Below are 26,304 nucleotides of genomic sequence, written 5' to 3' on the forward strand. Positions count from 1 at the left end.
GTGACCAGGATAGTTATCCTAAAAGGGATCAAAATTACAGTGTAGTTATAGGGGGAGTTCAATAATGATTGTTCAAGTTATAACCCTAGTATTTTTAGTGCTTTTAAATGCTTTTTTTGCCGGAAGTGAATTAGCGTTTGTTTCAATTAATAATAACAAACTAAAAAGTATGGCTGAGGAAGGAAATAAAAAGGCACGACGTGTATTGGATCTTAAAGAAATTCCAAACCGTTTTTTATCAACCATTCAAATTGGTGTTTCATTAGCAAGTATTTTGTCAGGGGCTTTTGCTTCAGAAGCATTTGCACAAGTACTCACTGATTGGGTTGTACAAAATGGTTGGATGGCTGCTTCGGTTATGAAGCCAATTTCTATGATTTTGATTACACTGTTGACATCATATTTAATGCTTGTTTTTGGAGAACTTGTGCCAAAGCGCATTGCGATGACCAGTCCAGAAAAATTTGCTTTTTTTGTTGTTTATCCTATTTCGTGGCTGGCTGTGTTCACGAAGCCCTTGGTGAAATTTTTGTCAGTATCCACCAATCTTGTATTAAGAATTATTGGAATTGATCCAAACAAAGTTGAAGATGAAGTGACTGAGGAAGAAATTCGAATCATGGTTGATGCGGGTGAAATTGATGTCACAGAAAAAGAAATGATTAATAATATCTTTGAGTTTGATAATCTGGATGTTGCTGATATTATGACGCACCGTACAGAAGTTGTGGGTATTGATGTATCCAGCTCTTTTGCGGAGATTATGGAACTTGTGGACGAAGAACGCTATACACGTTATCCAGTTTATGAGGATAGTATCGATAATATTATTGGTTTAATTCATTTGCGTGACTTATTGCGTTATGTTAAAGATCATCGCGAGGATGAAGTATTTGAAATTAAGAAAATTATTCGTGAACCTTATTACGTACCCGATTCTAAACGTACCGATGAGCTTTTCAGAGAATTACAAAACAGTAAGATGCACTTTGCGGTCGTTATCGATGAGTATGGTGGTACGGCTGGGATTGTTACGATGGAAGATCTCATTGAAGAAATTATGGGTAACATCATGGATGAATATGATGAGGAAGAAGAACAAGAAATTGTTCCCGTTAATGTTGATGAGTATTTAGTAGATGGTGCCTGTGATATTGAGGATTTGGAAGATGTTTTAGAAATTAATCTCCCAGTTGAAGATTATGATACTGTAAGTGGTTTTGTAGTGGGGCAAATCGGGCGTCTTCCAACAGAAGAAGATGTGCGTGAAGATTTATCAGATGTAATTTATCATGGATACCGCTTTTCAATCATGGAGCTTGATGAAAAGGTCATTGCACGGGTTCGTGTTACAAAAGAAAAGGAAGTCGATCTCGACTCCCTAGAAGATTAGATATAATACATATTACCGTCGCCGGATTCATTTTTTATGAGTTCGGCGATTTCTTTTAGTTTAATACCTTTTAATGTTTCGCGTAATGCTTCATCAATAGGGGTATATAAATGCGTACACAGTGCAGCATTAATAATATTATCATCTGTTGAAGCAGGGGTTTTCTCAAAAAGCGATGGTTCTAAGGCGTTGAGAATGTTAAACATATTACATTCCTTGGACTTTAGATAATAACCGCCCGCAGGACCCTTTACAGCGTCAACGAGATTCGCTTGCTTTAAACTGGAAAAAACTTGTTCAAGATAAATTTTGGAAATATTTAAATGCTCAGCGATATTAACCAGGGTGGTAAGTTCTTGATCGTTGATGTGCATATATGTCATCGCGGCAATACCGTAACGTGTTCGTGCAGATAATTTCATGTCATCACTCCTTATTACCTATAATGTTATGTCTTTTACTAGGTAATGTCAATGAAACTGAAAGAGTGTTAGAATTGACATGAATACAAATAGTTGTATAATACATATATAACATATAGGTAAAGGTGATAATATGAAAACATATAAAAATATAACAGAATTAATTGGACGCACGCCTCTTGTTGAGTTGACGAACATTTCAAAAGAAGCTGGACTTAAAAACCCAATTCTTGCTAAGGTAGAATTTTTTAATCCAGGTGGTAGTGTTAAAGATCGTATTGCATTCGCAATGTTAACTGAGGCACGTAAACAAGGTTTCGTTAATGATGAAACCGTTATTATTGAGCCAACCAGTGGGAATACTGGTATTGGGCTTGCTTCAATTGGTGCATCCATGAGTCTTAAGGTGATATTAACGATGCCTGAAACGATGAGTGTCGAACGTCGTAATTTATTAAAAGCTTATGGTGCAGAACTTGTTCTTACGGATGGTGCTGCTGGAATGAAAGGGGCTATTGCTAAGGCTGAGGAACTTGCAAAGGAATACGAAAATTCATTTATTCCATCACAATTTGATAATCAAGCTAACGTACAAGCTCACTACACAACTACAGGTCCTGAAATTTATGCGGATACTGATGGTAAAGTAGATATCTTTATTGCAGGTATTGGTACCGGCGGAACCATTACGGGTACGGGTATGTATCTAAAAGAACAAAATCCAAATATTCAAGTGATTACGGTTGAACCCGAAAATTCAGCAGTGCTCTCGGGTGAGAAACCCGGCCCACATAAACTTCAAGGTTTGGGTGCAGGGTTTGTACCATCGATTCTTCAAACAGATATCTATGAAGAGATTTTACGAATTACGGATTCAGAGGCATTTGTTATGGGTCGTCAATTGGCCCAAAAAGAAGGTTTACTTGTAGGTGTCTCTTCCGGTGCTGCGGTTGCTGCTGCACTTAAAGTAGCACAACGACCTGAAAATGAAGGCAAAACGATTGTTGTCGTCCTTCCAGATACCGGGGAACGTTATCTATCAACACCCATGTTTAACGAATAAGTATAAAAGAACACGGTAATTGAATCAAAACAATCGTGTGCATATACCACACGATTAGATTGTTTGAAGTTCTATCAGGTATCCCTAAAGAATACAGGGATGCCTTTTTTGTGGGTCATTGTATGCGAAATATTGTTTTCTTTCGTAACATCGATAATTTATGGTAATATTTAGAATATAGAGTGAATGCGAGGATAGAGATGATGACGAAGAAAAAACAAGCACGATATCAACAAATTGCCCTGGATATTGCAGCTCGAATTGCACGCAATGATTTGCTTGAAGGTGAACGGATCTCGGGGCGATCCATTTTATCAAGTGAATACGGTGTATCACCTGAAACAATTCGAAGAGCGATGAGTCTTCTTGAAGAGGTTGAGGTGGTTCATGTGGCCAATAATTATGGTGTGATTATCGGTGCGAAAGAAGCTGCGATTGCTTATTTAGATTCTTTTTCTTCGGTTTCTGATGTCACTCAACTCAAGCATCGTCTGAATGCATTGATGGATAAGCGTCATGAGATTGATGAGGAAATTCGAACGATAATCAGTCAAATTGTGGATTTGTCTGGTCGATTTTCATTCTCAGATCCCTTAAAACGTTTTGAATTTACCTTACACGCGGGTTCAAAACTAATTGGTCAAACGATTGGGAGTTCCGCATTTTATCAGACTACAAAAATGACAATCATTGCTTTAAATCGCCAAGGTACGATGATATTATCCCCTGGACCGGATGCTGTTTTTGAAGAAAACGATGTTTTGGTGGTAGTGGGACATGTGGCGGATGTTGTTAAGGTAGAAATGTTGGTTCAAGACTAGTCAAATAAAGTGTGATGTGATAAGATAATCTTGAAAAATCGTACTAAAGATATATTGGTTTTGTTGGAACTTTTAGAGACAAGTTGGTTGGTGAAAAACTTGAGGAACACGAAATCAATGCTCCTTTAGAAGATGAGGAAACTCCGTATTGTTTGCGTTAAAAACAGGAGAGATGTATACACTTGTATAAATCAGGATGGTACCGCGTGAAAACGTTCCTGGATGGAATGTTTTTTTTATGTTTAGGAGGAAGTTATGAAGCAACTTACAAGTAGTGAAATAAGAACTATGTTTTTGGATTATTTTAAAGCACAAGATCATATGATTGAACCGGGTGCACCCCTTGTTCCAATCGATGATGATACCCTTTTATGGATTAATTCTGGGGTTGCTGCACTTAAAAAATATTTTGATGGTCGTGTTAAACCTAAGAAACCACGTATCGCAAACGTCCAAAAGTCATTGCGCACCAATGATATCGATAATGTAGGAAAGACAGCGCGTCACCATACATTTTTCGAAATGCTCGGAAATTTTTCAATCGGAGATTATTTTAAAGAAGAAGCCATTGGGTTTGCATATGAGTTTTTATTTTCTCCAGAATGGCTTGATTTGGATGTAAGTAAAGCGTATTTTAGTGTGCATACAGATGACCAAGAAGCTTTTGATATTTGGGTTAATAAATATAACGTGAATCCATCACGTATTTTACGCACGGATGATAACTTCTGGCAAATTGGTGATGGTCCTTGTGGTCCGAACTCAGAAATTTTTTATGATCGCGGTGAAAAATATGATCCCGAACATATCGGAGAGCGTCTTTTCTTTGAAGATCTTGAAAATGACCGTTATGTTGAAGTTTGGAACATTGTATTTTCACAATTTGATGGTGTTGAAGGTGGGGATATCCATACCTTTAAAGAACTTCCACAGAAAAACATTGATACAGGAATGGGTTTTGAACGTCTTGTAAGTATTGTTCAAGATGGTGATACAAACTTTGACACAGATTTATTTATTCCAATCATCCAAGCAATTGAAGCGTTGACACCGCTTAAATATCACGACAATGTGATGGCATACCGTGTTATTTCTGATCATATTCGTTCATTAGTCTTTACACTAGCAGATGGTGCCGTGTTCTCTAATGAAGGACGTGGTTATGTTTTACGTCGCATTTTACGTCGTGCTGTACGTTTTGGTAAAGTGTTAGAAATTGAAGGAACCTTCCTTCATACATTAGTAGATGATGTTATTGCAGTTATGGGAGATGCATATCCAAACCTAGCAGAACATCGCGATATGATTGTGAAATTGATTTTGAGTGAGGAAGAGCGTTTTGCGAAGACATTGGCAGGCGGAGAGAAACTCTTACTTGATACAATTGAAGCAAACAAAGAGGCAATCATCACAGGGGAAGTTGCGTTTAAACTCTATGATACCTACGGTTTCCCAATTGAATTAACACAAGAAATTGCAGAAGAACATCACGTTTCTGTTGATTTGGAAGGTTTTAAATCGTCGTTAGAAGAACAAAAAGAACGCGCACGCAGCAGTCGTCAAAAAGTTGAATCTATGGGTTCGCAACAAGAAGATCTTCTAAATTTCAAAGAAAACAGTGAGTTTATTTATGATTCGTTTGAAACACAGGGTCGCGTTGTGGGTTTATTTGTGGATGGCAAGCAAGTTGACGCCTTTACAGGTAAGGGGCATGTTGTTTTTGATAAAACATGTTTCTATGCTGAAAGTGGTGGACAAGTTGCGGATACAGGTACCATTGAATCCGATAGTGCTAAAGGAAATGTTCTTGATGTTAAGAAAGCGAATGGTGGACAGCCACTTCATTTTGTCGAAGTAGATGGAACCATTACAATGGGTCAAGTGTTTGATTTGAAAATTGACGCAAAACGTCGAATTTTAATTCGAAAAAATCACTCATGTGTTCACTTATTGCATTCTGCATTAAAGACTGTCGTTGGCGATCATGTGTCGCAAGCAGGCTCTTATGTTGATGAAAACTATTTCCGTTTCGATTTCTCACACTTTGAAAAGGTAACGGATGAGCAACTTGAAAAAGTTGAACTGATGATTAATCAATGGATTGCGGAGTCGTTACCAATTACGGTTGTTGAGAAACCACTTGAAGAAGCAAAAGCAATGGGGGCGATGGCATTATTTTCAGAAAATTATGGATCGGTTGTTCGCGTCGTGACAATGGGAGATGCTTCTATGGAATTATGTGGTGGAACCCATGCGCATGGAACAGGTGAAATCGGTGTCTTTAAACTAGTATCAGAAGAAAGTGTTGGTTCAGGTGTTCGCCGTATTCTAGGAAAAACAAGTTTCGGTGCTTATGAATCATATAAAGAAACAGAATTGGAAGTCGATCAAATTCGCACACAACTTAAATTGTCACCACAAAAATCAATTCAAACTAAGATTGAAGAGATGGAAGCAGAAATCAAGCAGTTAGAAGGCAAATACAAACTCATGATGGCGGATGTTCTCAAGGCTAAAACGCAAGAGTATATTCAAATGGCTGAACAGGTAGGAAATGACTTGAGTTTTGTTTGGATTGATATGGAAGATCAAGAGATGAATGTTGTCAAAGAACTTGTTGAACGCATTCGTGATCATGTCGATATTGTTTTTGTTGCAAATCATAAAGCATCCTCAGTAAACTTTGTTGTGGGATGCAGTGAAAAAGCAATTCAAGCTAGTATTAAAGCGGGAGATTTAGCGAAAGAAGCAGCAGTAACAACTGGTGGTAATGGTGGTGGTAAACCTAATTTTGCACAAGCCGGTGGTAAAGATATCACTAAAATAAATGATGCCAAATTAGTGATTTCTAACAAAATTGCTTAATAACTTTATCTTTTAAGGTTTATACGATAAAATAGAAATAAAGGATGTGATATAAATGTCGAAACACAATGTGACAGAAACAATGGCTTTTAATTCAGATGAAGTTCGTCGTGATCGAATTAAAGAAATCCTTGCTGAAGTAGAATCAGCACTCGAGGAACGCGGCTATCAATCCGTGAGTCAGATTTCTGGGTATTTGATTTCAAATGATCCAGCTTATATCTCTTCGCACAATAACGCACGTGTGAAGATTCAGGAAGTTGAACGTTACGAAATTATTGAAGAGTTAGTACGTTTTTATCTTAGTGAAAAATAAATGATAGGTAAAATAATTGGTCTCGATCTTGGATCGAAAACGTGCGGTGTCGCGCTGTCTGATGGGCTTGGAATGTATGCTCATCCAGTTGAGACATTGTATTACAAAGTCTCAGTAGATGAGTTAAAGGAACCATTGGAAGCTTTAATCAAAAAAGAGCGCGTTAAAGTAATTGCATTGGGTTTTCCTAAGATGATGAATAATGATGTTGGGGAGCGTGCCCAAATTTCTGAAGATTTTAAAATGACATTGGAGTCTTGGTTTAATTGTGAAGTTGTACTCATCGATGAACGACTTACAAGTGTGGTGGCAAATCGTCAACTCATTGATCAAGATGTATCACGAAAAAAAAGAAAGAAAGTTGTCGATCAACTTGCGGCCGTTCATATACTTCAAACGTATTTGGATAAACGCCGTTTTATGGAGGGAAATTAAAATGGAAGAAAAAACACTTATTGTCATCAATGATGACGGAACTGAACAAGAAATGGATATTTTATTTACGTTTGATGATGATACATTCAACAAAAAATATGTTTTATATGTAAGTCCAGAAGATACAACAGGCGAAGTTTTCGTTTCAAGTTATGTTGAAGATGGAACATTAAATGCTGTTACAGATCCAAAAGAATGGGCTATGATTGAAGAAGTATTTAATGCATTTATTATCCAACACGATGAATCAAGTGAAGAAGGCGGATGTGCTTGCGGTCAAGATCACGAAGCGTCTGAAGATCATGAGTGCAGTTGTGGATGTGGCCATGACCACTCACACTAAGAAAATTCTTGGTGGCCTTTTGCTTGTGTGTGTGATGGCGGTTATAGGATTTATGCTTCTTTTCAATATCAACACACAAAGCATTTCAAAGGACAGTCAAACTGTTCTTTTTAATGTGAACGAAGGTGACACAATGTCTGCTGTGATTGATCGATTAGCCGATGAAGGCATTGTTCGATCCTCTTTTTTCACCAAAATTAAAGCGAAATTAGGAAATCATGATCAACTTTATGAAGGGCAGTTTAACCTCGATAAAAGTTGGGATGTGGAACGCATTCTTGAGTATCTTGAGCAACCTTCCTATGAGCATGATAAGACAGGTTCAGTAACCATCACATTGATTGAAGGAAGCTGGGCAAAAGATATCGCAAAGAAAATTTCACTGAAGACCAATACCAAAGCGGAACGGTTTTTAGAACTTTGGAATGATCCAAAATACATTGAATCTTTAATGTCTCAATATGAAGTATTGTCACAAGACTTACTCAAAAATAAAGACGCGAAGGTGTTGTTAGAAGGGTATCTTTATCCTGATACCTATGAATTTAATGTAAACAATACCGAAGAAGAAATTACGGAACGTCTTATTTCAAATGGTAATGATAAGTATCAAAACTATAAAAATCGTATTGATGCTTCAGGTATGACACCTTATCAACTCTTGAGTCTTGCCTCGATTGTAGAGTATGAAGCACCAGGTTATGAAAATATGCAGGATGTTGCGGGTGTGTTTATCAATCGTTTAAAACAAGGAATGAAGCTTGAATCAAGTGTGACCATTTGTTATGCACTTTATGAGTTTGAAGATTGGGATGATTGTGAATCGATGACGAACAATCAAATTGATTCGCCTTATAACACATACCGTTATGAAGGGATTACTCCGGGACCTATTTTGAATCCTTCGGAGTCTGCCATTGAAGCGGTACTTAATTATTCCCTTCATGATTATTTATTCTTTGTCGCAAACGTGAAAGCAGACAAAAACGATCCAGATTATGGAAAAATATATTATTCAAAAACATTTGAAGAACATGACCAACGTGTCAAAGAGATACTCAATTAAGTATTAGGAGGCTATAATGAGTCCAATTGTTATTGGGATTGCTGGTGGAAGTGCATCCGGTAAATCTAGTATTGCAAAGAAATTAAAAAAACACTTCGATGAGACACAAAAAGTAGTCATCATTAAAATGGATGACTATTACAAGGACCAAAGTCACTTACCTATGGAAGAACGTTTGGCTACCAATTATGATCATCCATTTGCATTTGATATGGATTTATTAGTTTCCGATATGGAGTCTTTAAAGTCAGGGGTATCAATTCAAAAACCTGTGTATGATTTTATGAATCATACACGCAGCCAGTATTCAGAAGAAATTCAATGTAATGATGTTATTGTCTTAGAAGGTCTCATGACGTTAGATGATTCTCGTTTACGTAATTTACTCGACATCAAAGTTTTTGTGGATGCACCTGCAGATATTCGATTTATACGTCGTCTTGTACGTGATGTAAATAAGCGTGGACGTACGTTGGAACACGTTATTGAGCAATATATGTCAACGGTTCGTATTATGCACGAACAGTTCGTTGAACCCTCAAAACGCTATGCTGATATTATTATTCCCGAAGGGGCTCATAACACCGTTGCGATTGATTTACTTACAACTAAAATAAGTAGTATCATTGGTACGAGTGTGTTATAATTTTTATTCAAGGAGTGATGAACATGACAGAAAGAATTCCTGTAACACAGGCTGGTTTAGATGAATTAAATCGTGAGCTTCGCCAATTAATCGAAGTTGAACGTCCAGAAGTTATTGAAGATTTAAAAGCAGCACGCGCACAAGGTGACTTGTCTGAAAATGCTGATTACGATGCAGCTCGTGATCGTCAAGCACGTGTTGAAGCTCGAATCCGCGAAATTGAAGCAACTTTAACAAAAGTTGAAATTATTGATGGTGACAAAGCAAAAAAACACAAGACAGTTGGTCTGGGTGCTACTGTTACGATTTATGATATGGAAATGGAAATTGAAGAAACATTTTCAATCGTAGGTTCTGTTGAAGCAGATCCTGAAAATGGTAAACTTTCAAACGTTTCACCACTTGCACAAGCAATGAACGAAGCCAAAGAAGGCGACGTTGTTGAAGTTCAAGTTGATGAACCATATGAGGTTAAAGTTCTAAAAATTAACTAAGAAGCGTAAGCTTCTTTTTTTTATGAATTACTTTGTAAATATCATAATTAACTAAGGGGTGGTTCATGAAATTTATTGTAATTATTGCATTAATCGTGTGTCTTGCGTCGTTTCAATTCATCATGAATATGAATGAATTGACGTTTCAAAAGAAGACATCGATACGGATTGATATCGATGATAAGTCCTATGATGTTGCTTTAGAAAGTAATGATACCATACTAAAAATTCTTGAACGGCTTGGTATTCAGGCCTCAAACATTAAAAACTTACCCAACATAACTTCTTTCTATGAAGGCCAACACCTTAAACTAGAAATGAAGAAAACAACATGTGTCTCACTTAATACGTCAAGTGAACAAGATTTAGTGCAAATAAAGGGAATTGGACCTCGCAAAGCTGAAGCAATTCTTCAATATCGGCTTCACCATCAAAAGTTTATGAGTATCGATGAACTCCTCAATATCAAGGGAATTGGACCTAAACTCTTGGAACGGATCAAAGATTTTGTATGCATTTAATCTATGGAATGTTACTTGGGACCTTGGTTGATGAAATTCTTTTAAAAATGTGTTTAGGTTGTGCTTGGACTGGTTTACTCTGTTTTCGAAAACATCCACATCGCTTTCTTTTTCCACTGCTTTTTCTGTTAATGACGCAAATTCATCAATATTCATTTCCGCTGGGAGTTGTTGTTGCGGTGGATGATACGGGTTTATGGCTCAACCGTTTTAATACCAAGCAGCGATTGTTGATGAACTATACAGGCGAGGTAGGTGATTTACTGTGGCTTCTTGGGAATGATGTGCACTCAGGAAATTACATTAAGGTTGTGAAATTACCCTTGATTGACTCTATTTATCAAACAATCCATCAATATCCCTACCTTGAATCGTACTTTTTCGACCGTCGCGAATCCTACCTTGCTTTGATTTCATTTCAAATTCGATCCCTTTCAGAACTGCTCATCATTTTAAAAAAACGTTTTCAAATTTCAATAAGTACTCACGTAATTAATGCAGGTGTGACATTTTGGTATCAGTATCTTTTTGGAATGAATGCATCAAATTTAAATTTTTTGTTGCGGCAAGTATTTTCACCACACGTAACAATAATAATTCTTATTTTTTTCTTGCCAAAACCGCTCCAAAATCCATCATTTCTTATTATTTATGGTCCACTACTTATATCAAACTTAACTTCTTTATGCCAACATGCACCGCGATGGTTTATACGTTTTGTCTTAGTTTTTTATTCGTGCAAACGCTTGGATTTGTTGAGTATTGTCATGGTTCGCGTTTTGAAACCCATTATGGGATTTATCTTTTTGATACTGTATGGATGCATTTTTCTTGGACTCCCTTTGCATTATTGTGACCGGTTCTTTGCGGTGATGAATACGGTAAATACTTGGATAGAGAAACGTTTTACAGTCTACGGAGCACCACCACTTATTTGTTTGCTTTTCCTCTTTAAAGTAAAGTCGGATACGAGTGCTTTGATGCGCATTCTGTGCATTGCTTTGATGACCCTCTATAATCCATGTTATACCATTACTTTTATTGATGTCGGTCAAGGGGACAGTATTTTAATCCGAACTCCATTTTCTTTGTATACAACACTCATCGATACGGGTCGTCCGCGAGCGTATCCTGAGGTTCGCCGCGTTCTTTCAGCGTATGGAATTCAAACAATCGATCAATTGATTATTACGCACGGCGACCAAGACCATAATGGGTCACAAAATCGCGTAATAAAAGACTATAAAGTCGTGAACATCATTGAAGAAAAAGGTGCACAACTCAAATTGCTCCATGAATTGTTGCACGATAAGGTTTATCGAACAAAAAATGACAACAGTTTAATTTTAGGTTTAAAAGTAAAACAGTATGCATTTTTATTTATGGGGGATGCATCAAAAGAACAAGAGCGCGAATTGCTCCGATTCTATCATTTTGATGACCCAATTTTTCTAATTAAATTGGGCCATCATGGATCCAGGACCGCAACTGACTCACGCTTTATACAGGATTTAAAACCTCAATTTGGTTTAATTAGTTCTGATCCTTCTCAATACGGACATCCACACAAAGAAGTCATTGACATATTAAAAACGAATGATGTTGAAGTGTTAGAAACGTCGAAGATGGGCACGATTGACTTTGTGTTTACGCCATTCTTTGATTACTTTGTTTCAAATCGTGGTCACTTTGGTATAATAGGGATGGTGATAAGATGATAGACGTAATCGTAGGAAAAGAACCTTCGCTGATTAAACGTAAGGTAGAGAGTATCATAAAAGAATATGAAAACCAGTATGGTGTTTTCGATGTGTCACATTTTGACACACGTGATAAGGGGTTTTTATTTGATCATGTTTTGGAAAGTGCTTTAACGGTTTCACTTTTTGGCGATAAAAAGGCGGTTGTATTATCAACTCATGATGATTTGATAAAAGAAATGGAAACATCCTTAAGTGAATTAATGGCACAATCAATGTTTGATGTAAGTCTAATTGTTATTTTTGAGAAGAAACCGCTGGCAAAATCTGTGATGGGTAAAGCAATTGCGAAGCATGCTCGTGTCCATCAAATTAAGGATCCAGATGTGGGTCAGCTAAGTATATTGATGAAACAAGAAATTGAACGGCTTGAATTTAAAATGTCGAATGCTGCCATGGTTGAATTGCTTGAGCGAGTTGGTGACGATACGACACGTCTTTATCAAGAATTAAACAAATTAAGTTTGGTCGGACAGGATATTGAAAAAGAGCACGTTGTTAAGCTAATCTCTAAAAATATCGATGAGGATATTTTTGCGATTTCAAATGCGCTCTTAGATAAAAACATTGGGAAGGCTTTTTCTGTTTATCAAAATCTACTCGCGCAGAAAGTAGACCCTCTTGCTCTTTTAGGACTTATAGGAAGCAGTTTTCGTAAGATTTATCAAATCAGCGCCTTATACGAACAAGGGATTTCAAACAAGGGGATTGCTGATCGGTTGTCGCTCTCAGAAAAACAAGTCTATTTTCTGGTGAAAAACCAGATGCGTCCGTCATTTGGTTTGTTGGAACTCTTAAATCAGCTTGCCCAAATCGATCAGGATGTGAAACAAGGAAAAATTGATCGATTTGTAGCATTTGAATTGTTTATGATTGAAGCAATAATATAAAAAAAATAACCTTCGTATGAAGGTTATTTTAATGTGTTAAGTTTTAATGATAAATCGGATTTTTTACGGGCTACGTAGTTTTTGTGATGAATGTTGCTTGTAATCGATTTATCCAACAATGAATTGGTTTGATTGAATAGGCGTTCTGCCATTTCTTTGTCACCAGCTTCGATTGCGGAATTAAAACTACGAAGTGCTGTTTTCAAACTTGAACGTTGGCTCTTGTTTGCAGCTTCCGATTTACGATTTGTTTTTGTTCGTTTTGCATTACTTGCGATAATTGCCATAAATTGCCACCTCCCAGTATAGAAACATTGTAACACGTTTGAACTTTGCTCAATGTGTAAGTTCAGTGATATAAATTTCACATTGGTTCAAATAATGTTTTTTGGAAATTAAGAATGAACGATGCACTTGTTTCGAGCACGTGTTATAATATGTGCTAGGATGTGATAATATGCGCGTTATGTTTATGGGAACAACACATTTTTCTTGTGTTGTGTTACAACAATTATTAGATGATGGTTATGATGTGGTTGCAGTGGTGACCCAACCAGATCGTCCTTTTGGACGTAAAAAGGTTTTAAAGGCACCCCCTGTTAAGGAATTAGCTTTAAAGCACGAAATTCCGGTGATTCAACCCATCAAAATTAAAGAATCAATTGAAGATGTTTTAAAATTTGAACCCGATTTAGTGGTTACATGTGCCTATGGACAGATTGTCCCTAAAGCCATTTTAGACTATCCAAAATTTCTTTGTTTGAATGTTCATGCTTCATTGCTCCCAAAATATCGTGGAGGGGCACCCATTCATTGGTCAATTATTCGTGGCGAAAAGGAAACAGGCGTTACGTTAATGCGAATGGATGTCGGTATGGATAGTGGGGATATGCTCGCATCTCGACGCGTATCAATTGATGATCATGACATGATGGGCGATGTCGAGTCAAAATTAATGGCGGCTTCCAAAATTCTAATTCAAGAGGATTTAAGAGCTTATCTTGAAGGCGATTTATCATTTGTACCACAAAATAAAGAACACGTCACACTCGCTTACACAATTCAACGCGAAGATGAGTTTGTTTCATTTAATAGATCTGTTTTTGATGTTTATAATCATATTCGAGGTCTAATTCCATGGCCGGTTGGATATGGTGTTGTGGAAGGGATGAATGTTAAGTTTCATGGGGTTACAATGTCCGAATCAAGTCATTCGTATGCACCTGGGGAAGTCATATCAGTAGATGAGAGCGGGCTTACCGTTGCTTGTGTTAATGGATCCGTTACAATTACTTTGATACAGCCAGCAGGAAAACCGATAACGTCTGCTCATGATTTCGCAAATGGACTGGGTCGAAATTGGAAGGGGAAACGATTTGAATGAGAGAAAATTATGAAGTAAAACGTACACAGACTTTAGTCATGATTGGTATTGTTACAGCGTTGATTACGACGGTAACACTCATCATTAAAATACCATCCGCAACCGGAGGATATCTTAATCTTAGTGACTTTGTTATTATGGTATCCCCAATTATGCTTCCGCTTGGAGGTGCGATCTTTGCGGCAGGTGTTGGGTGTGCTTTAGCCGACATTGCAGGTGGTTATGCTGTCTACGCTATTTTTTCTCTCTTTATCAAAGCGGGGGAAGTTATTATTATTAAGCTTTTAGAACGCTACCTTGATACACGTCAACGATGGATTCCCTTTTCACTGGCAGCACTTTGGATGATGACGATGTATGGGTTTGTTGCGGTTTTCTTAACCAAAAGCTGGCCATCCTTTTTTGTGGCCTTAAAAGGTGATTTGGTTCAAGGTATTTTCGCAGTCATATTGGCGACATTGTTTTATCCAAGATTACAAAAACTAATGAAATATTTAAGAGGTAACTAAATGAATCAAAAAAATATTCGAAATTTTTCTATTATCGCTCATATTGACCACGGAAAATCAACATTAGCGGATCGTATTTTAGAACAAACACATACGGTTGCACACCGTGATATGCAAGCGCAATTATTGGATCAGTTGGATCTTGAGCGCGAACGTGGGATTACAATTAAACTGAATGCTGTTCAACTTGCATATAAAGCAAATGATGGACAAGAGTATATCTTCCATTTAATCGATACTCCTGGCCACGTTGACTTTACTTATGAGGTGTCTCGCTCTCTTGCTGCATGTGAAGGCGCAATTCTTATTGTGGATGCGACACAAGGGATTCAAGCACAAACACTCGCAAATGCATATCTTGCAATTGAAAACGACTTGGAAATTATGGTTGTTATCAATAAAGTCGATTTACCTTCTGCAGATCCAGAACGTGTAAAACGTGAGATTGAGGACGTATTAGGTATTGATGCAAGTAATGCACCGTTAATCAGTGCGAAAACAGGTTTAAATATTGACCAAGTTTTGGAAGGGATTGTTTCGCAAATTCCAGCCCCACAAGGGGATCTTGATGCACCTTTACAAGCCTTGGTTTTTGACTCGATTTATGACACCTATCGTGGTGTTATTGCATTTGTAAATATTAAACAAGGCCAAGTTAAAGTTGGCGACGAGATTAAATTTATGGCTTCTGGTGCAGTGTTTGAGGTGACTGAATTGGGTGTGCGGACACCCACTGAAATCAAAAAAGATAAACTCGTAACGGGGGAAGTAGGATGGATTAGTGCTAGCATCAAATCCATTAAAGAAATTGGCGTGGGGGATACAATAACCCTCGCGGATAATCCTGCCAAAGAAGCACTACCAGGATATCGTAAATTAAACCCAATGGTATATTGTGGGCTTTATCCAATTGATAGTAAACGTTATACAGATTTAAGAGAAGCTTTAGAGAAAATGCAATTGAATGATTCCTCCCTTGTTTTTGAGCCAGAAACATCACAAGCACTTGGGTTTGGATTCCGTTGTGGCTTCCTAGGCCTGCTTCATATGGATGTAATCCAAGAACGTTTGGAACGCGAATTTCAATTTGATTTAATCGCGACAGCACCTTCAGTTGAATTCCATGTTTACCTAACAAATGGAGAAATGTTAAAATTAGACAATCCATCAAGAATGCCAATTTCAAATGTGATTGATCATGTTGAAGAACCCTTTGTCGAGGCTCAAATTATGGTGCCATCTGACTATGTTGGTGCTGTAATGGAACTTTGTCAAAATAAACGTGGAATATATATGGATATGCAAACAATTGATGGTACGCGTATGAACATTGTTTATCATTTGCCACTTGTGGAAATTGTTTTTGATTTCTTCGATCGTCTTAAATCAACGACTCGAGGCTATGCATCTTTTGATTACGAGTTTATTGGCTATCAACAATCCAATCTTGTGAAGATGGATATTCTTCTCAATGGAGAAATTGTCGATGCACTATCAACCATTGTCCATCGCGACTTTGCGTTTAATCGTGGAAAAGCAATTACTGAAAAACTAAGAACACTGATTCCAAGACAACAGTTTGAAGTTCCAATTCAAGCGGCTATTAATCAGAAAGTTATTGCCCGCTCTACCATCAAAGCACTCCGTAAAAACGTTATTGCGAAATGTTATGGTGGTGATATTTCACGTAAGAAGAAACTCTTAGAGAAGCAAAAAGAAGGTAAGAAACGTATGAAGCAAGTTGGTTCAGTGGAAATACCTCAAGAAGCATTTATGTCTGTTCTGTCAATGGATGATGAATAGTCACGTTAATAAACGCATTCAAGCGATGCGAGAACACTTTGGTTGGGATAAAACAGATACCATCGAATTTATGACCGCATGTGTTGTGGAAGAAGCGCTTGAATTGCAAGAAAGTTTGAATGATGAAGCGAACTTTAAGAAAGAGATTGCGGATGTACTCATGTATACAATTTCCATATGTCTCGATCGTGACTACGATATCGAATTGTTGATTAACGATAAAATTGATGAGGTGATGAAACGTGAGTACTAAAGCACTTTATGTCCATATTCCATTTTGTGATCATATCTGTGGATATTGCGATTTTACGCGCTTTCATTACGCACGGCAAATTTCAGATCAGTTTATGATTCGTTTGATCCAACAAATTAATGGTTTACCCGGTAACCTAAAAACAATTTATGTTGGGGGTGGTACCCCAACTTCTCTTGAAGATGATCAATTAGAAGCGTTACTTAAAGCATTGAAACCGAAACTTGCAGATGATTATGAATGGACGTTTGAAGGCAATCCAGAAAATCTTACGGAAGAAAATGTTAAGATGCTTCACGATTACGGTGTGAACCGAATGAGTTTGGGTGTTCAAACAACACATGATGATCTCCTCGAAAAAATAGGCCGACACCATAAATTTTATGATGTTGAGGTAGGGGTTAAGTTATTGCGTAAAATTGGAATTGAAAACATCTCATTAGATTTGATGTATGGACTTCCTGGACAAACGCTTGAAAGTTTTGAAGCATCGATGCGCGATGTTATTGCACTGAAACCTGATCATGTATCCATTTATGCCTTAACTGTTGAACCCAATTCATTATTTGGAAGACGTGGCATTCAACCTGTTCCGATTGAACTTGAAACTGAAATGTTTCTTTCGTGCATTCAATTAATGGAGGATGCAGGATATGAACAGTATGAAATTTCAAATTTTGCACTTCCGGGATCGAGAAGTCAACATAACCAAGTTTATTGGCGTTATGAAGATTTTTATGCCCTTGGTCCGGGTTCGAGTTTGAAACATAATCATCAACGTAAGACTTGGACAACTAAACTTGGGATGTATCTCAAAGAAGATTCGTACCATGAAGTCATCGACCTCACGGTCGAAGACGAGATGTTTGAGTTTATGATGATGGGCTTGCGTCTTAAAGACGGTGTCGCCTTTTCGCGATTTGAAGAACGCTTTGGTATTCCTATGACACAGGTTTTCAACGATGCGATTGAAGAAGGTATTTCTCGTAAACTTCTATACCAAACAGAAGATGTGTTAAAAACGACATTTGAAGGATTTGTAATGTTGGATGATACGTTGCTTCCTTTCATGTCTATCTTAAATGATGAATAAAAAACCTGTATGGTTCCAAATTGATGGAATCATACAGGTTTTTTCTATAATGAAACTAAGACCAATACAGTAGCAACTGAAATCAGTACAAGACAGAGACTGAGTCCAATCCAAATAACAGTTAGAAATTTCAACTCAAGTGTATCAACACGTTTTGAAAACTGCTTATAGATACCAAACAATAATGCATTTAAAGCGCAAACGAGAAGAATTATCAGCAAGCTTAGATTGAATGGACCAAACTGTGTTTGCTTTAGATAGATATAAATAAATGCAACCAATGATAAAACAGAGGCGATTAGCGGTATGAGTAAATCTCGGTTTATGCGTGATTTCATGATAATTGATTTATATAGTAATCGATAATGGCTTGTGTTCCCATTTCATCATATCCATGTTCGCTAAGTGTTTGGTAGATTTTACATACACTTTCTACAATAGGAAGATACAAATCATCTTTTTCATCCATCACTAACTTTAAGTCCTTGAGGAAGTGTTTAAGGTAAAATCCAGGTTCAAAATCCTTTGATATCATTTTTGGACCGTTATTTGCAGCTTGCCATGAAGCTGCTGAACCACCCGTAATGACATTAAGCATGGTTGTCATATCGATTTGATGATGGTGTGCATAATGCAACGCTTCGGCAGTGCCTGCTAGGGCTCCAGCAATGGCTGTTTGATTCGCTAATTTAGCATGTTGTCCATTACCATGCGTACCCATATAATTAATTGTTTTACCCATAACCTTCAAAAGAGGCAGTACGGACTCAAAATCGGCGTGATCGCCGCCCACCATAATTGAGAGGGTCGCATTGATTGCGCCTAAGTCTCCACCGGTCACAGGGGCATCAAGCATTCTATATCCATGTTTTTCTGCATCATCCGCCAAGGATTTCGCAAGTGATGGAGAAGATGTTGTCATATCTACCAAAAGACAACCTGGTTTCGCATGCTTCATGACCTCTTCGAAAACATTCTTAACATCATTTGGATACCCTACAATCGCAAAGACAACATCCGCATCCTGTACGACTGCTTCAATGGTTTGACATGCCGTGACTGATGGTTCCATTGCTTTTGCTTTTGAGAATGTGCGATTATATGCTGAGACAGCATAACCTGCTTGTGCTAAATGTAACGCCATGGGTTTCCCCATAACACCTGTACCAATCCATGCAACTTTTTTCATATAAATATACCCTCCTTAAGTAAAATCAATTATACCATGACTGTGCTATAATAATAAAAAAAGGGGGAACTATGAAATATAAAACGATGTTTTTGGGGCTCATTGCAGTAGTTATCTTAGGTGTTGGGATTCAAATGTTGAATCCCGGACATGATATTTCAGTCCGAGAACCTAACACGTTCGTACTATCGAAACGCCTTCAGAGTCAAGATTTTCAAATCAATCGTGTGACAATTCGAGATGGAAGAATCATCGAAAATAAAGTAATCGTAGATCAAAGCCGTCTCAAAGTGGAAAGCGCTGAAGATTATAAATTGGACACAATTAAGTTCCGTTTTTGGGATCGAGAAATAATTGTTGAGTTAGTGACGAAAGACCAAAAGATTATAACATTCACGGAATCTGTGGAACTTGAAGCGCTAACCAATCGGTATATGTGTTCTGAATCAATTCAAAATCTTGAGTTTGGTCAAAGTTATATATTAGGGTATGCTTCAAATTCGATTTATGCTTATAATTCAACCTTAACGGACCTCTATACTCAAATTCAAGAGGGGTCAAATGTCGATGAATTTGTAGTTCTTACGTTACAATTTATTTAATTTGTCTTTCTGGTTGATGTTCTATCTCTTAGTTACAATGTCATCGATTTCAATGGAAAATCGATAATCTTCAAACTACAGATTTTCCGACTTCAAAACAAAGGTGAAAAAATCAAAACCACCTTGCCTATTTAAAATCAATATGTTATTATTTATAGGCTTTATGACTGGGATATCCGTTTCCTCGACGATACTCTCGGTGATGAAGGTCTGAAAAACAGGAGGATACATACATGTTATCAAAATCAGAAAAACAAGCAATCATGACTCAATATGCACGTCATGAAGGCGATACAGGTTCAGCAGAAGTTCAAGTAGCTGTTCTTACAGCAGAAATTAACTTGCTTACAGAACATATGAAAGAACATAAAAAAGATTTCCACTCAAACCGTGGACTTCTAAAAAAAGTTGGACGTCGTCGTAATTTATTAACTTATCTACGTAACGAAGACATTAACCGTTATCGTGAATTAATCACAAGCCTAGGATTAAGAAAATAATAAAAAACATGAAAAGGAGCAGTTGCTCCTTTTTTGTTATATCAAATACGTATAGAATGTGTTAAAATTGAATAAGATATTGAGGTGAATCTATGAACAAGAGAGTATTTGAACTAGATTTTTGTGGAAAAAGTCTAAAAGTTGAAACGGGAGAATTAGCAAAACAGGCTGGTGGGTCTGTTTTAGTGCGTTATGAAGATACTGCAGTATTATCCGCTGCAACTGCAAGCAAGAAAGCGAAAGACATCGATTTCTTCCCACTTACAGTTACATATGAAGAAAAATTATATTCAGTTGGGAAGATTCCAGGTGGGTTTTTACGTCGTGAAGGACGTCCAAGTGAACATGCAACACTAACATCACGTTTAATTGATCGTACAATTCGTCCATTATTTGCGGAAGGGTTCCGTAATGAAGTACAAGTTGTTAATACAGTTTTATCTGTTGATCAAGACAGTGCACCTGATATGGCAGCAATGTTTGGGGCATCTTTATCCTTGATGGTTTCGGATATTCCTTTTGAAGGACCGATTGCAGGGGTTACTGTTGGTTATATTGACGAAACGTTTGTTATAAATCCAACCCTTGAAGAGCAAGCAAAATCAAAAATGCATTTGATTGTTGCGGGTACAAAAGATGCAATCAATATGGTTGAAGCTGGCGCTGAGGAAGTTTCTGAAGAACTAATGCTTGAAGCGATGTTATTTGGTCATGAATGGATCAAACGTCTTTGTGCTTTCCAAATTGAAATCGCACAAGAAGTTGCGAAAGAAAAGATGGAAGTTACACTCTATGAAGTTCCAACAGAAATTGTTGATGAGGTTGAAGCGCTTGTAGGTAAAGATTTACGTGCAGCCGTTGCGATTCATGAAAAATTAAAACGTTATGGAACGATTGATGAACTTGAAGAAAAAGCGGTTTTACATTTTGAAGCGAAATCCTATGAAACGGAATCTGAAAAAAATAAAACGGTAAAATACGTTAAAGAAGTTACGCACGGAATGGTTGCGGATGAAGTTCGTCGCCTTATTTCGATTGAAAAAATTCGTCCTGATGGCCGTGGTGTTGATGAAGTACGTCCATTAAATGTTCAAATTGATTTATTAAGTCGTGTTCACGGTAGTGGACTCTTTACACGAGGTGAAACTCAAGTACTCTCTGTTTGTACCCTAGGTGCAATGGCAGATACTCAAATAATTGATGACTTATCGGATGTGGATTCTAAACGATTCTTACATCACTATAATTTCCCTCCTTACAGTGTTGGTGAAACAGGCCGTATGGGTGCGCCAGGGCGTCGTGAAATTGGCCATGGTGCTTTAGGTGAGCGGGCTCTATCCTATGTTATTCCTTCTGAAGAGGAATTCCCATATACAATTCGTTTAGTAGCGGAAGTTCTTGAGTCAAACGGTTCTTCTTCTCAAGCAAGTATCTGTGCGGGTTCATTAGCGTTGATGGCAGCAGGTGTTCCTGTTAAAGCCGCAGTGAGTGGAATAGCGATGGGTCTTGTTCAATATGGAGAAGATTACACCATCCTAACAGATATTCAAGGAATGGAAGATCACTTTGGAGATATGGACTTTAAAGTTGCTGGAACAAAACAAGGGATTACAGCACTTCAAATGGATATCAAAATTAAAGGTTTATCAGAAGATATTCTTCGTGAAGCATTAGCTCAAGCGAAAAAAGGTCGTGCAGAAATGATGGCTGCAATGGATGACGTGATTTCAGAACCTCGTACCTTTGTGGGTGAATATGCACCTAAAATTGCTCAAATGAACATTAAACCGGATAAAATTCGTGATGTTATTGGAGCAGGTGGTAAAATCATTAATCAAATCATTGAAGAATGTAATGATGTTAAAATTGATATTGAAGATGATGGTCGTGTTGTGATTTACCATACAGATCAAGCTTCAATTGACAAAGCAAAAGCGATGATTGAAAATATCGTACGTGTAGCAGAAGTTGGAGAAATCTATGATGCTAAGGTTGTGCGTATTGAAAAATTTGGAGCATTCGTAAATCTATTCCCGGGAACGGATGCACTCTTACACGTTTCAAAAATGGATCATAGTCGTGTTGAAAAACCAGAAGATATCGTTAAATTAGGGGATATCGTTAAAGTTAAGGTTATGGAAATTGATGAAAAGGGCCGTGTAAACGTATCCCGTAAAGCATTATTACCAAAACCGGAAGTCAAAAAAGAAGACGTTAAGCCTGCGGAATAATAGGCGAAAAAAACATCAACCGAAATCGTTGATGTTTTTTTTATTGTTATTTATCTTTAAAATAATCGCGTACAGCAGGGGCGACACGTGTTCCAAACAATTCAATAGCATGCAGAACATCTTCATGTTCCATTGACCCAATAGGGAGATGGAGCATGAATCGATTGAGTCCAAGGTCTTCAATCATCTTGATGAGTTTGGGTGTTACGTCTTCCGGACTTCCTACAAACATCGCACCACCCGGTCCTGTCGCAACGTCAAAATCTTCACGACGATAGGTTTGAACCCAATTCGAGCGATCTTTCGCAATTGCTTCAATCAATAATTTCGTGGGGTAGAAATAGTTATCTTTTGCTTCTTCCGATGTATCCGCTATAAATCCCCAAGAATGTGCTGCAACTTGAAGCTGGTCTTTCGGGTATCCCATTTGTTTCCCAATTGCGTGGTAAGCTTCGATCAGTGATTTAAAGCGTAAAGGGTTTCCACCGATTATCGCGTAGGTGATGGGTAAGCCTTGTCGCGCTATATTCACAGTTGACTCTACATTTCCCCCTGTTGCGACCCAAATAGGAAGGTTTTTTTGGACAGAACGGGGGTAAATACCTGTATGATCAAGGGATTGGGTATGGTGACCTTCCCAGGTAACGGTTTCGTTTTCGACGATGGTACGAAGCATCTGCAATTTTTCAGTAAAGAGGGCCTCATAGTTCTTTAAATCATAGCCAAACAGTGGGAACGATTCTGTAAATGAACCTCGTCCTACCATCATCTCGGCACGTCCGTTAGATAGCGCATCGATGGTTGCGTACTGTTGATACGCACGTACAGGATCAATTGAAGAGAGGACGGTAACGGCTGAACTTAAACGAATGTGATTCGTATTGACGGCTCCTGCAGCCAGAACAATCTCAGGGGCTGAAACTGCGAAATCAGAGCGATGATGTTCGCCAATGCCATAAATATCGAGTCCGACACGGTCGGCTAATTCAATTTCCTTAACAAGCTGACGAATGCGTTCATCGTGAGCAGGGGCAACGCCCGTATGTTCGAGAGGTGTTGTTTCTCCAAAAGTACTGATACCTAATTCTATTTTCATGTAGTTACTCCTTTTCTAAATAAGGATATACTTCTTTGAATAAATCAAGAAGTTCAGAGACATAGAGAATCTATGCGAATTCAATACGAATCATGAATATGTATGATCTAATTTGATTATATAATAAGTAAATTATTTTTTTCAATGACGATGCCTGCGGTGCCAAGATATAAAAAAAAGTATTGAATGTACAACTCAATACTTTTATGTTTCTATTGACTATTTTGGTAATCTTGATAGATTTTGAAAACTTCATCAAGGTCATGATGATTGGGTACAGGTACAAATTTTAATTCCTCTACGTCATAGCGTGGAATAATATGAACATGGTAATGAGGGACGGTTTGTCCACTTACTTCATTGGCGTTCGTCAAAATATTAACACCGGATGCGCCAAAGGTTTTCATAAGGTTTAACGCAAGCATTTGTGCCGTGCAATTGACCTTTGAGACGACCTCTGGTGTCGCGGTGAGTACAGATTCTGTCGCAACCTTTGGTACAACTAAGGTATGGCCTTTAGTCGCCTGTGATATGTCTAGAAATGCGATGACATCATCGTCCTCCCATATTATTTTTGCGGGGATTTCTCGGTTAATAATTTTTTCAAAAAGTGTCATAGTAGACCTCCTCTAGCGCTATTATAGCATAAAGAAAAGACGCTTATTTAGCGTCTTTGTCTTTTTGAATGTTTAAGTATTGTGGGAACTTTTCAGCTACCGCATCATAAACATCTTTGTCATAGATTTTAAATCCATTATCCACAAAGAGTTGCGCAAGATATTGATTAACGATATCTTTGGATCCTACAAATGCTTCAATGGTTTCATCTTGATATCGATTGGCATCGATTTCAATGATTTGAACAATATATTTACTATCATCACTTGAATCACTGAGAACACCAGATAATGTAGGCTCAGTTGCATTTTTAAGTGCATCCGCAACTTCTTGAGGATATTGCACTGATTTCAAGAGGTGTACTTTAGCACTTCCATCATATGAAGAACCCGTAACTTTGTAATCTTTTGCGACATCATCGAAGTTTTCTCCGCCCTTAATTTTCTCAAGAGCTTCGTCCGCTTTTTCTTGATTCTCTAATTGAAGAATGCGCGCTTTGCGGGGTGCGTTTTCTGTCGTTAATGCTTCAAAATCTGCAACCATTTTTTCTTTAAGAAGATGTGTCATTTTAAGCTCAGGATAAACAGTTTGTGCCATGAAAGCATCAACACTTTCATAACCGCTTTGTTTTAAACGTTCTTCAAGTTGATCACCAAAAACTTCTTTGATCTCTTCAAGACGTTTATCTGCTTCTGCTTTTACATCTGCATCCGCAACATTTTCAGTAATTTTATTTTGTGCTGACTTAACAACAGTCATTCCACCATCACTGAGTTTCATAACATCAAAAAGACGTTTTGATGTGATTTTTTCACTTCCGACAGAGAATATCTCTTCATCTGTGGAAATCATTGCACGTGCATCACTGCATCCCGCAAGCATCAGCAGTGCGAGGAGTGAAACTAGAAGTTTTTTCATTATTGATTACCTCCTAGACCCATAAATGCCATTAAATCTGCTTTGACAGAATCATCCGCAAACTTAATATCTAAGCCTTCTGCTTTTTCCCAGATTGCTTGATATTGGATTTTAGGATTATTTGTTGATATTGCTTTTAAGAAATCTTTATCGTATTTGATTTCTTCGAAAGAGTCTTGTTGAACTGTAATGCGATGACGACCGTATTGTGAAGTAACCCACCCAGTTGTTTCACCCTTCTTGATACTTGTAGCTCCTTCAATAAATTCAGGAACTAAACTTGATGTTTTATCCATATATCCGAGTAAACCGCCATTTTGGGCTGTTCCATCATCGGAAAATTCCATAGCAACATCACTAAAAGATTTACCCTCTTTTAAAGCTGCATCAATTTTCTCCATTTTTGCTGTTTCTTCAGCAGTAGGATTTTTTGAATCGTCCATCTTGACAAGGATGTGACTTACAACACGAGGTTGATTTTCTTCGATAAATGCTTTCACATATTGATCGTAATTTGCTTCAAGGTAATCACCTAAAATAACATCAAGTTTATTTGAGTTTTCATAAAACTTGTTCATTTCATCAACACCTTTATAACCTAATGAAACAAGGGCTTTATCCAATTGTTCTAACCCTGCTGCACCATTTTGTGCAGAAACATTAGTTTTAACTGTTTCAGCTTCTTCTTTAGATTTCTTAACGATATCTTCAGTTGTTTCCATTGAATCAAGAACAGCGCGTTCGAATAATTTATAAATCTCTGCGGTTCCTTTCGATTCTAAGAGTTCATTATAATATGCATCTGCAGTATAATCACTCCCAGCAACCTCATATATTACATCTTTACCGTCTACTTTTTTACCGCTCAAAACAGCGTTCATCTGTTCCTTAGTAAAATACCCGATACCGACAATCAGTACCAAACCTATAACGACGACAAACCAATATTTTTTTAAATTGTCAATCATTACAATCCTCCTTTTGTCTCATTAATTATAGGTTATTTGAGGGGTCAATGCAACACGTTACGAATACGTTTCGTGAGCGATGGTCGCCTTATTCGGATTAATCTT

At 37.6% G+C, this 26,304-nt stretch carries 29 protein-coding genes; 21 read left to right on the forward strand and 8 right to left on the reverse strand.

Translation table 11 applies throughout. The features are described 5' to 3' along the window. Nucleotides 1-64: 64 nt before the first annotated feature. Nucleotides 65-1,393 carry a hemolysin family protein gene (locus AAG186_RS02430; RefSeq protein ID WP_342621923.1) on the forward strand — a complete coding sequence of 443 codons (1,329 nt, stop codon included), beginning with the start codon at nucleotides 65-67 and terminating at the stop codon, nucleotides 1,391-1,393. On the opposite strand, the gene AAG186_RS02435 is transcribed toward AAG186_RS02430, so the two are convergent. Further along, complete coding sequence (locus AAG186_RS02435) at nucleotides 1,390-1,815, reverse strand: Rrf2 family transcriptional regulator (protein ID WP_342621924.1); 426 nt, start codon at nucleotides 1,813-1,815, stop codon at nucleotides 1,390-1,392. The two genes, AAG186_RS02430 and AAG186_RS02435, sit on opposite strands and share 4 nt — an antisense overlap. Before the next feature lie 133 nt (nucleotides 1,816-1,948). On the opposite strand from AAG186_RS02435, the gene cysK reads away from it, so the two are divergent. From cysK to holA, 12 genes are all read left to right on the forward strand, one after another. Next, entirely contained in the window at nucleotides 1,949-2,878 is a 930-nt protein-coding gene (cysK, locus tag AAG186_RS02440) for a cysteine synthase A (protein ID WP_342621925.1), read from the forward strand. Nucleotides 2,879-3,078: 200 nt separating this feature from the next. Further along, entirely contained in the window at nucleotides 3,079-3,699 is a 621-nt protein-coding gene (locus AAG186_RS02445; protein WP_125164745.1) for a TrkA C-terminal domain-containing protein, read from the forward strand. 255 nt (nucleotides 3,700-3,954) lie between these two features. Beyond that, nucleotides 3,955-6,564, forward strand: a complete 2,610-nt coding sequence (gene alaS, locus AAG186_RS02450; protein WP_342621926.1) for an alanine--tRNA ligase — start codon at nucleotides 3,955-3,957, stop codon at nucleotides 6,562-6,564. Between the two features lie 55 nt (nucleotides 6,565-6,619). Continuing rightward, nucleotides 6,620-6,880, forward strand: coding sequence for an IreB family regulatory phosphoprotein (locus AAG186_RS02455; protein WP_125164743.1), 261 nt, complete (start codon nucleotides 6,620-6,622; stop codon nucleotides 6,878-6,880). Then, nucleotides 6,881-7,315 (forward strand): Holliday junction resolvase RuvX, encoded by a 435-nt coding sequence (gene ruvX, locus AAG186_RS02460; RefSeq protein WP_125164742.1) that lies wholly within the window; start codon nucleotides 6,881-6,883, stop codon nucleotides 7,313-7,315. It abuts the gene before it with no gap. A 1-nt stretch (nucleotide 7,316) separates the two neighbouring features. After that, the gene (locus AAG186_RS02465) at nucleotides 7,317-7,658 is read left to right on the forward strand and encodes a DUF1292 domain-containing protein (protein WP_125164741.1); all 342 of its coding nucleotides are present in this window, start codon (nucleotides 7,317-7,319) and stop codon (nucleotides 7,656-7,658) included. Next, nucleotides 7,618-8,724 (forward strand): endolytic transglycosylase MltG, encoded by a 1,107-nt coding sequence (mltG, locus tag AAG186_RS02470; RefSeq protein WP_342621927.1) that lies wholly within the window; start codon nucleotides 7,618-7,620, stop codon nucleotides 8,722-8,724. Before AAG186_RS02465 ends, mltG begins: the two co-directional genes overlap by 41 nt. Nucleotides 8,725-8,740: 16 nt before the next feature. Then, nucleotides 8,741-9,370, forward strand: a complete 630-nt coding sequence (gene udk / locus AAG186_RS02475) for a uridine kinase (RefSeq protein WP_161636673.1) — start codon at nucleotides 8,741-8,743, stop codon at nucleotides 9,368-9,370. Nucleotides 9,371-9,393: 23 nt separating this feature from the next. Further along, a complete protein-coding gene (gene greA / locus AAG186_RS02480) occupies nucleotides 9,394-9,864 on the forward strand; it encodes a transcription elongation factor GreA (RefSeq protein WP_003773073.1) in 471 nt (156 codons plus the stop codon). A 65-nt stretch (nucleotides 9,865-9,929) separates the two neighbouring features. Further along, nucleotides 9,930-10,385, forward strand: coding sequence for a helix-hairpin-helix domain-containing protein (locus AAG186_RS02485; protein ID WP_237558270.1), 456 nt, complete (start codon nucleotides 9,930-9,932; stop codon nucleotides 10,383-10,385). Beyond that, nucleotides 10,376-12,103 (forward strand): MBL fold metallo-hydrolase, encoded by a 1,728-nt coding sequence (locus tag AAG186_RS02490; RefSeq protein ID WP_342621928.1) that lies wholly within the window; start codon nucleotides 10,376-10,378, stop codon nucleotides 12,101-12,103. Before AAG186_RS02485 ends, AAG186_RS02490 begins: the two co-directional genes overlap by 10 nt. Further along, the gene (gene holA, locus AAG186_RS02495) at nucleotides 12,100-13,035 is read left to right on the forward strand and encodes a DNA polymerase III subunit delta (RefSeq protein WP_125164738.1); all 936 of its coding nucleotides are present in this window, start codon (nucleotides 12,100-12,102) and stop codon (nucleotides 13,033-13,035) included. Before AAG186_RS02490 ends, holA begins: the two co-directional genes overlap by 4 nt. 23 nt (nucleotides 13,036-13,058) lie before the next feature. Here holA and rpsT read toward each other — a convergent pair whose 3' ends face one another. Then, a complete protein-coding gene (gene rpsT / locus AAG186_RS02500) occupies nucleotides 13,059-13,322 on the reverse strand; it encodes a 30S ribosomal protein S20 (protein WP_125164737.1) in 264 nt (87 codons plus the stop codon). A 170-nt stretch (nucleotides 13,323-13,492) separates the two neighbouring features. Here rpsT and fmt point away from each other — a divergent pair, with 170 nt between their 5' ends. The 5 genes from fmt to hemW are packed head-to-tail and all read left to right on the forward strand — an operon-like array spanning nucleotide 13,493 to nucleotide 18,077. Then, nucleotides 13,493-14,419 carry a methionyl-tRNA formyltransferase gene (gene fmt, locus AAG186_RS02505; RefSeq protein WP_342621929.1) on the forward strand — a complete coding sequence of 309 codons (927 nt, stop codon included), beginning with the start codon at nucleotides 13,493-13,495 and terminating at the stop codon, nucleotides 14,417-14,419. Then, nucleotides 14,416-14,928, forward strand: coding sequence for an ECF transporter S component (locus AAG186_RS02510; RefSeq protein ID WP_125164736.1), 513 nt, complete (start codon nucleotides 14,416-14,418; stop codon nucleotides 14,926-14,928). The genes fmt and AAG186_RS02510 overlap by 4 nt, the downstream gene beginning before the upstream one ends. Beyond that, on the forward strand, nucleotides 14,929-16,731 hold the full coding sequence (lepA, locus tag AAG186_RS02515; RefSeq protein ID WP_125164735.1) for a translation elongation factor 4: 1,803 nt from the start codon (nucleotides 14,929-14,931) through the stop codon (nucleotides 16,729-16,731). Beyond that, the gene (locus AAG186_RS02520) at nucleotides 16,721-16,984 is read left to right on the forward strand and encodes a MazG nucleotide pyrophosphohydrolase domain-containing protein (RefSeq protein ID WP_161636670.1); all 264 of its coding nucleotides are present in this window, start codon (nucleotides 16,721-16,723) and stop codon (nucleotides 16,982-16,984) included. The genes lepA and AAG186_RS02520 overlap by 11 nt, the downstream gene beginning before the upstream one ends. Next, nucleotides 16,974-18,077, forward strand: a complete 1,104-nt coding sequence (gene hemW, locus AAG186_RS02525) for a radical SAM family heme chaperone HemW (RefSeq protein WP_342621930.1) — start codon at nucleotides 16,974-16,976, stop codon at nucleotides 18,075-18,077. Before AAG186_RS02520 ends, hemW begins: the two co-directional genes overlap by 11 nt. Nucleotides 18,078-18,121: 44 nt before the next feature. On the opposite strand, the gene AAG186_RS02530 is transcribed toward hemW, so the two are convergent. Further along, nucleotides 18,122-18,415, reverse strand: a complete 294-nt coding sequence (locus AAG186_RS02530) for a hypothetical protein (protein ID WP_331836204.1) — start codon at nucleotides 18,413-18,415, stop codon at nucleotides 18,122-18,124. Further along, entirely contained in the window at nucleotides 18,412-19,266 is an 855-nt protein-coding gene (locus tag AAG186_RS02535) for an NAD(P)-dependent oxidoreductase (protein WP_342621931.1), read from the reverse strand. Before AAG186_RS02535 ends, AAG186_RS02530 begins: the two co-directional genes overlap by 4 nt. Nucleotides 19,267-19,337: 71 nt before the next feature. Between AAG186_RS02535 and AAG186_RS02540 the strand changes: the two genes are divergently transcribed. From AAG186_RS02540 to pnp, 3 genes are all read left to right on the forward strand, one after another. After that, entirely contained in the window at nucleotides 19,338-19,868 is a 531-nt protein-coding gene (locus AAG186_RS02540; protein ID WP_331836201.1) for a hypothetical protein, read from the forward strand. A gap of 233 nt (nucleotides 19,869-20,101) precedes the next feature. Beyond that, nucleotides 20,102-20,368, forward strand: a complete 267-nt coding sequence (gene rpsO / locus AAG186_RS02545) for a 30S ribosomal protein S15 (RefSeq protein WP_003773100.1) — start codon at nucleotides 20,102-20,104, stop codon at nucleotides 20,366-20,368. A gap of 92 nt (nucleotides 20,369-20,460) precedes the next feature. Then, on the forward strand, nucleotides 20,461-22,599 hold the full coding sequence (gene pnp / locus AAG186_RS02550) for a polyribonucleotide nucleotidyltransferase (RefSeq protein ID WP_200542694.1): 2,139 nt from the start codon (nucleotides 20,461-20,463) through the stop codon (nucleotides 22,597-22,599). Nucleotides 22,600-22,645: 46 nt separating this feature from the next. Here pnp and AAG186_RS02555 read toward each other — a convergent pair whose 3' ends face one another. The 4 genes from AAG186_RS02555 to AAG186_RS02570 form a co-directional block, all read right to left on the reverse strand. Then, nucleotides 22,646-23,695, reverse strand: a complete 1,050-nt coding sequence (locus AAG186_RS02555) for an LLM class flavin-dependent oxidoreductase (RefSeq protein WP_161636663.1) — start codon at nucleotides 23,693-23,695, stop codon at nucleotides 22,646-22,648. 212 nt (nucleotides 23,696-23,907) lie between these two features. Then, a complete protein-coding gene (locus tag AAG186_RS02560; RefSeq protein ID WP_331836199.1) occupies nucleotides 23,908-24,312 on the reverse strand; it encodes an HIT domain-containing protein in 405 nt (134 codons plus the stop codon). Nucleotides 24,313-24,355: 43 nt separating this feature from the next. Continuing rightward, a complete protein-coding gene (locus AAG186_RS02565) occupies nucleotides 24,356-25,231 on the reverse strand; it encodes a peptidylprolyl isomerase (protein ID WP_161636661.1) in 876 nt (291 codons plus the stop codon). Next, the gene (locus AAG186_RS02570) at nucleotides 25,231-26,199 is read right to left on the reverse strand and encodes a peptidylprolyl isomerase (protein ID WP_125164726.1); all 969 of its coding nucleotides are present in this window, start codon (nucleotides 26,197-26,199) and stop codon (nucleotides 25,231-25,233) included. The genes AAG186_RS02565 and AAG186_RS02570 overlap by 1 nt, the downstream gene beginning before the upstream one ends. Nucleotides 26,200-26,304: the final 105 nt, after the last annotated feature.

It is taken from the genome of Erysipelothrix sp. P66 (assembly GCF_038682365.1).
GTDB classification, from domain to species: domain Bacteria; phylum Bacillota_I; class Bacilli_A; order Erysipelotrichales; family Erysipelotrichaceae; genus Erysipelothrix; species Erysipelothrix piscisicarius.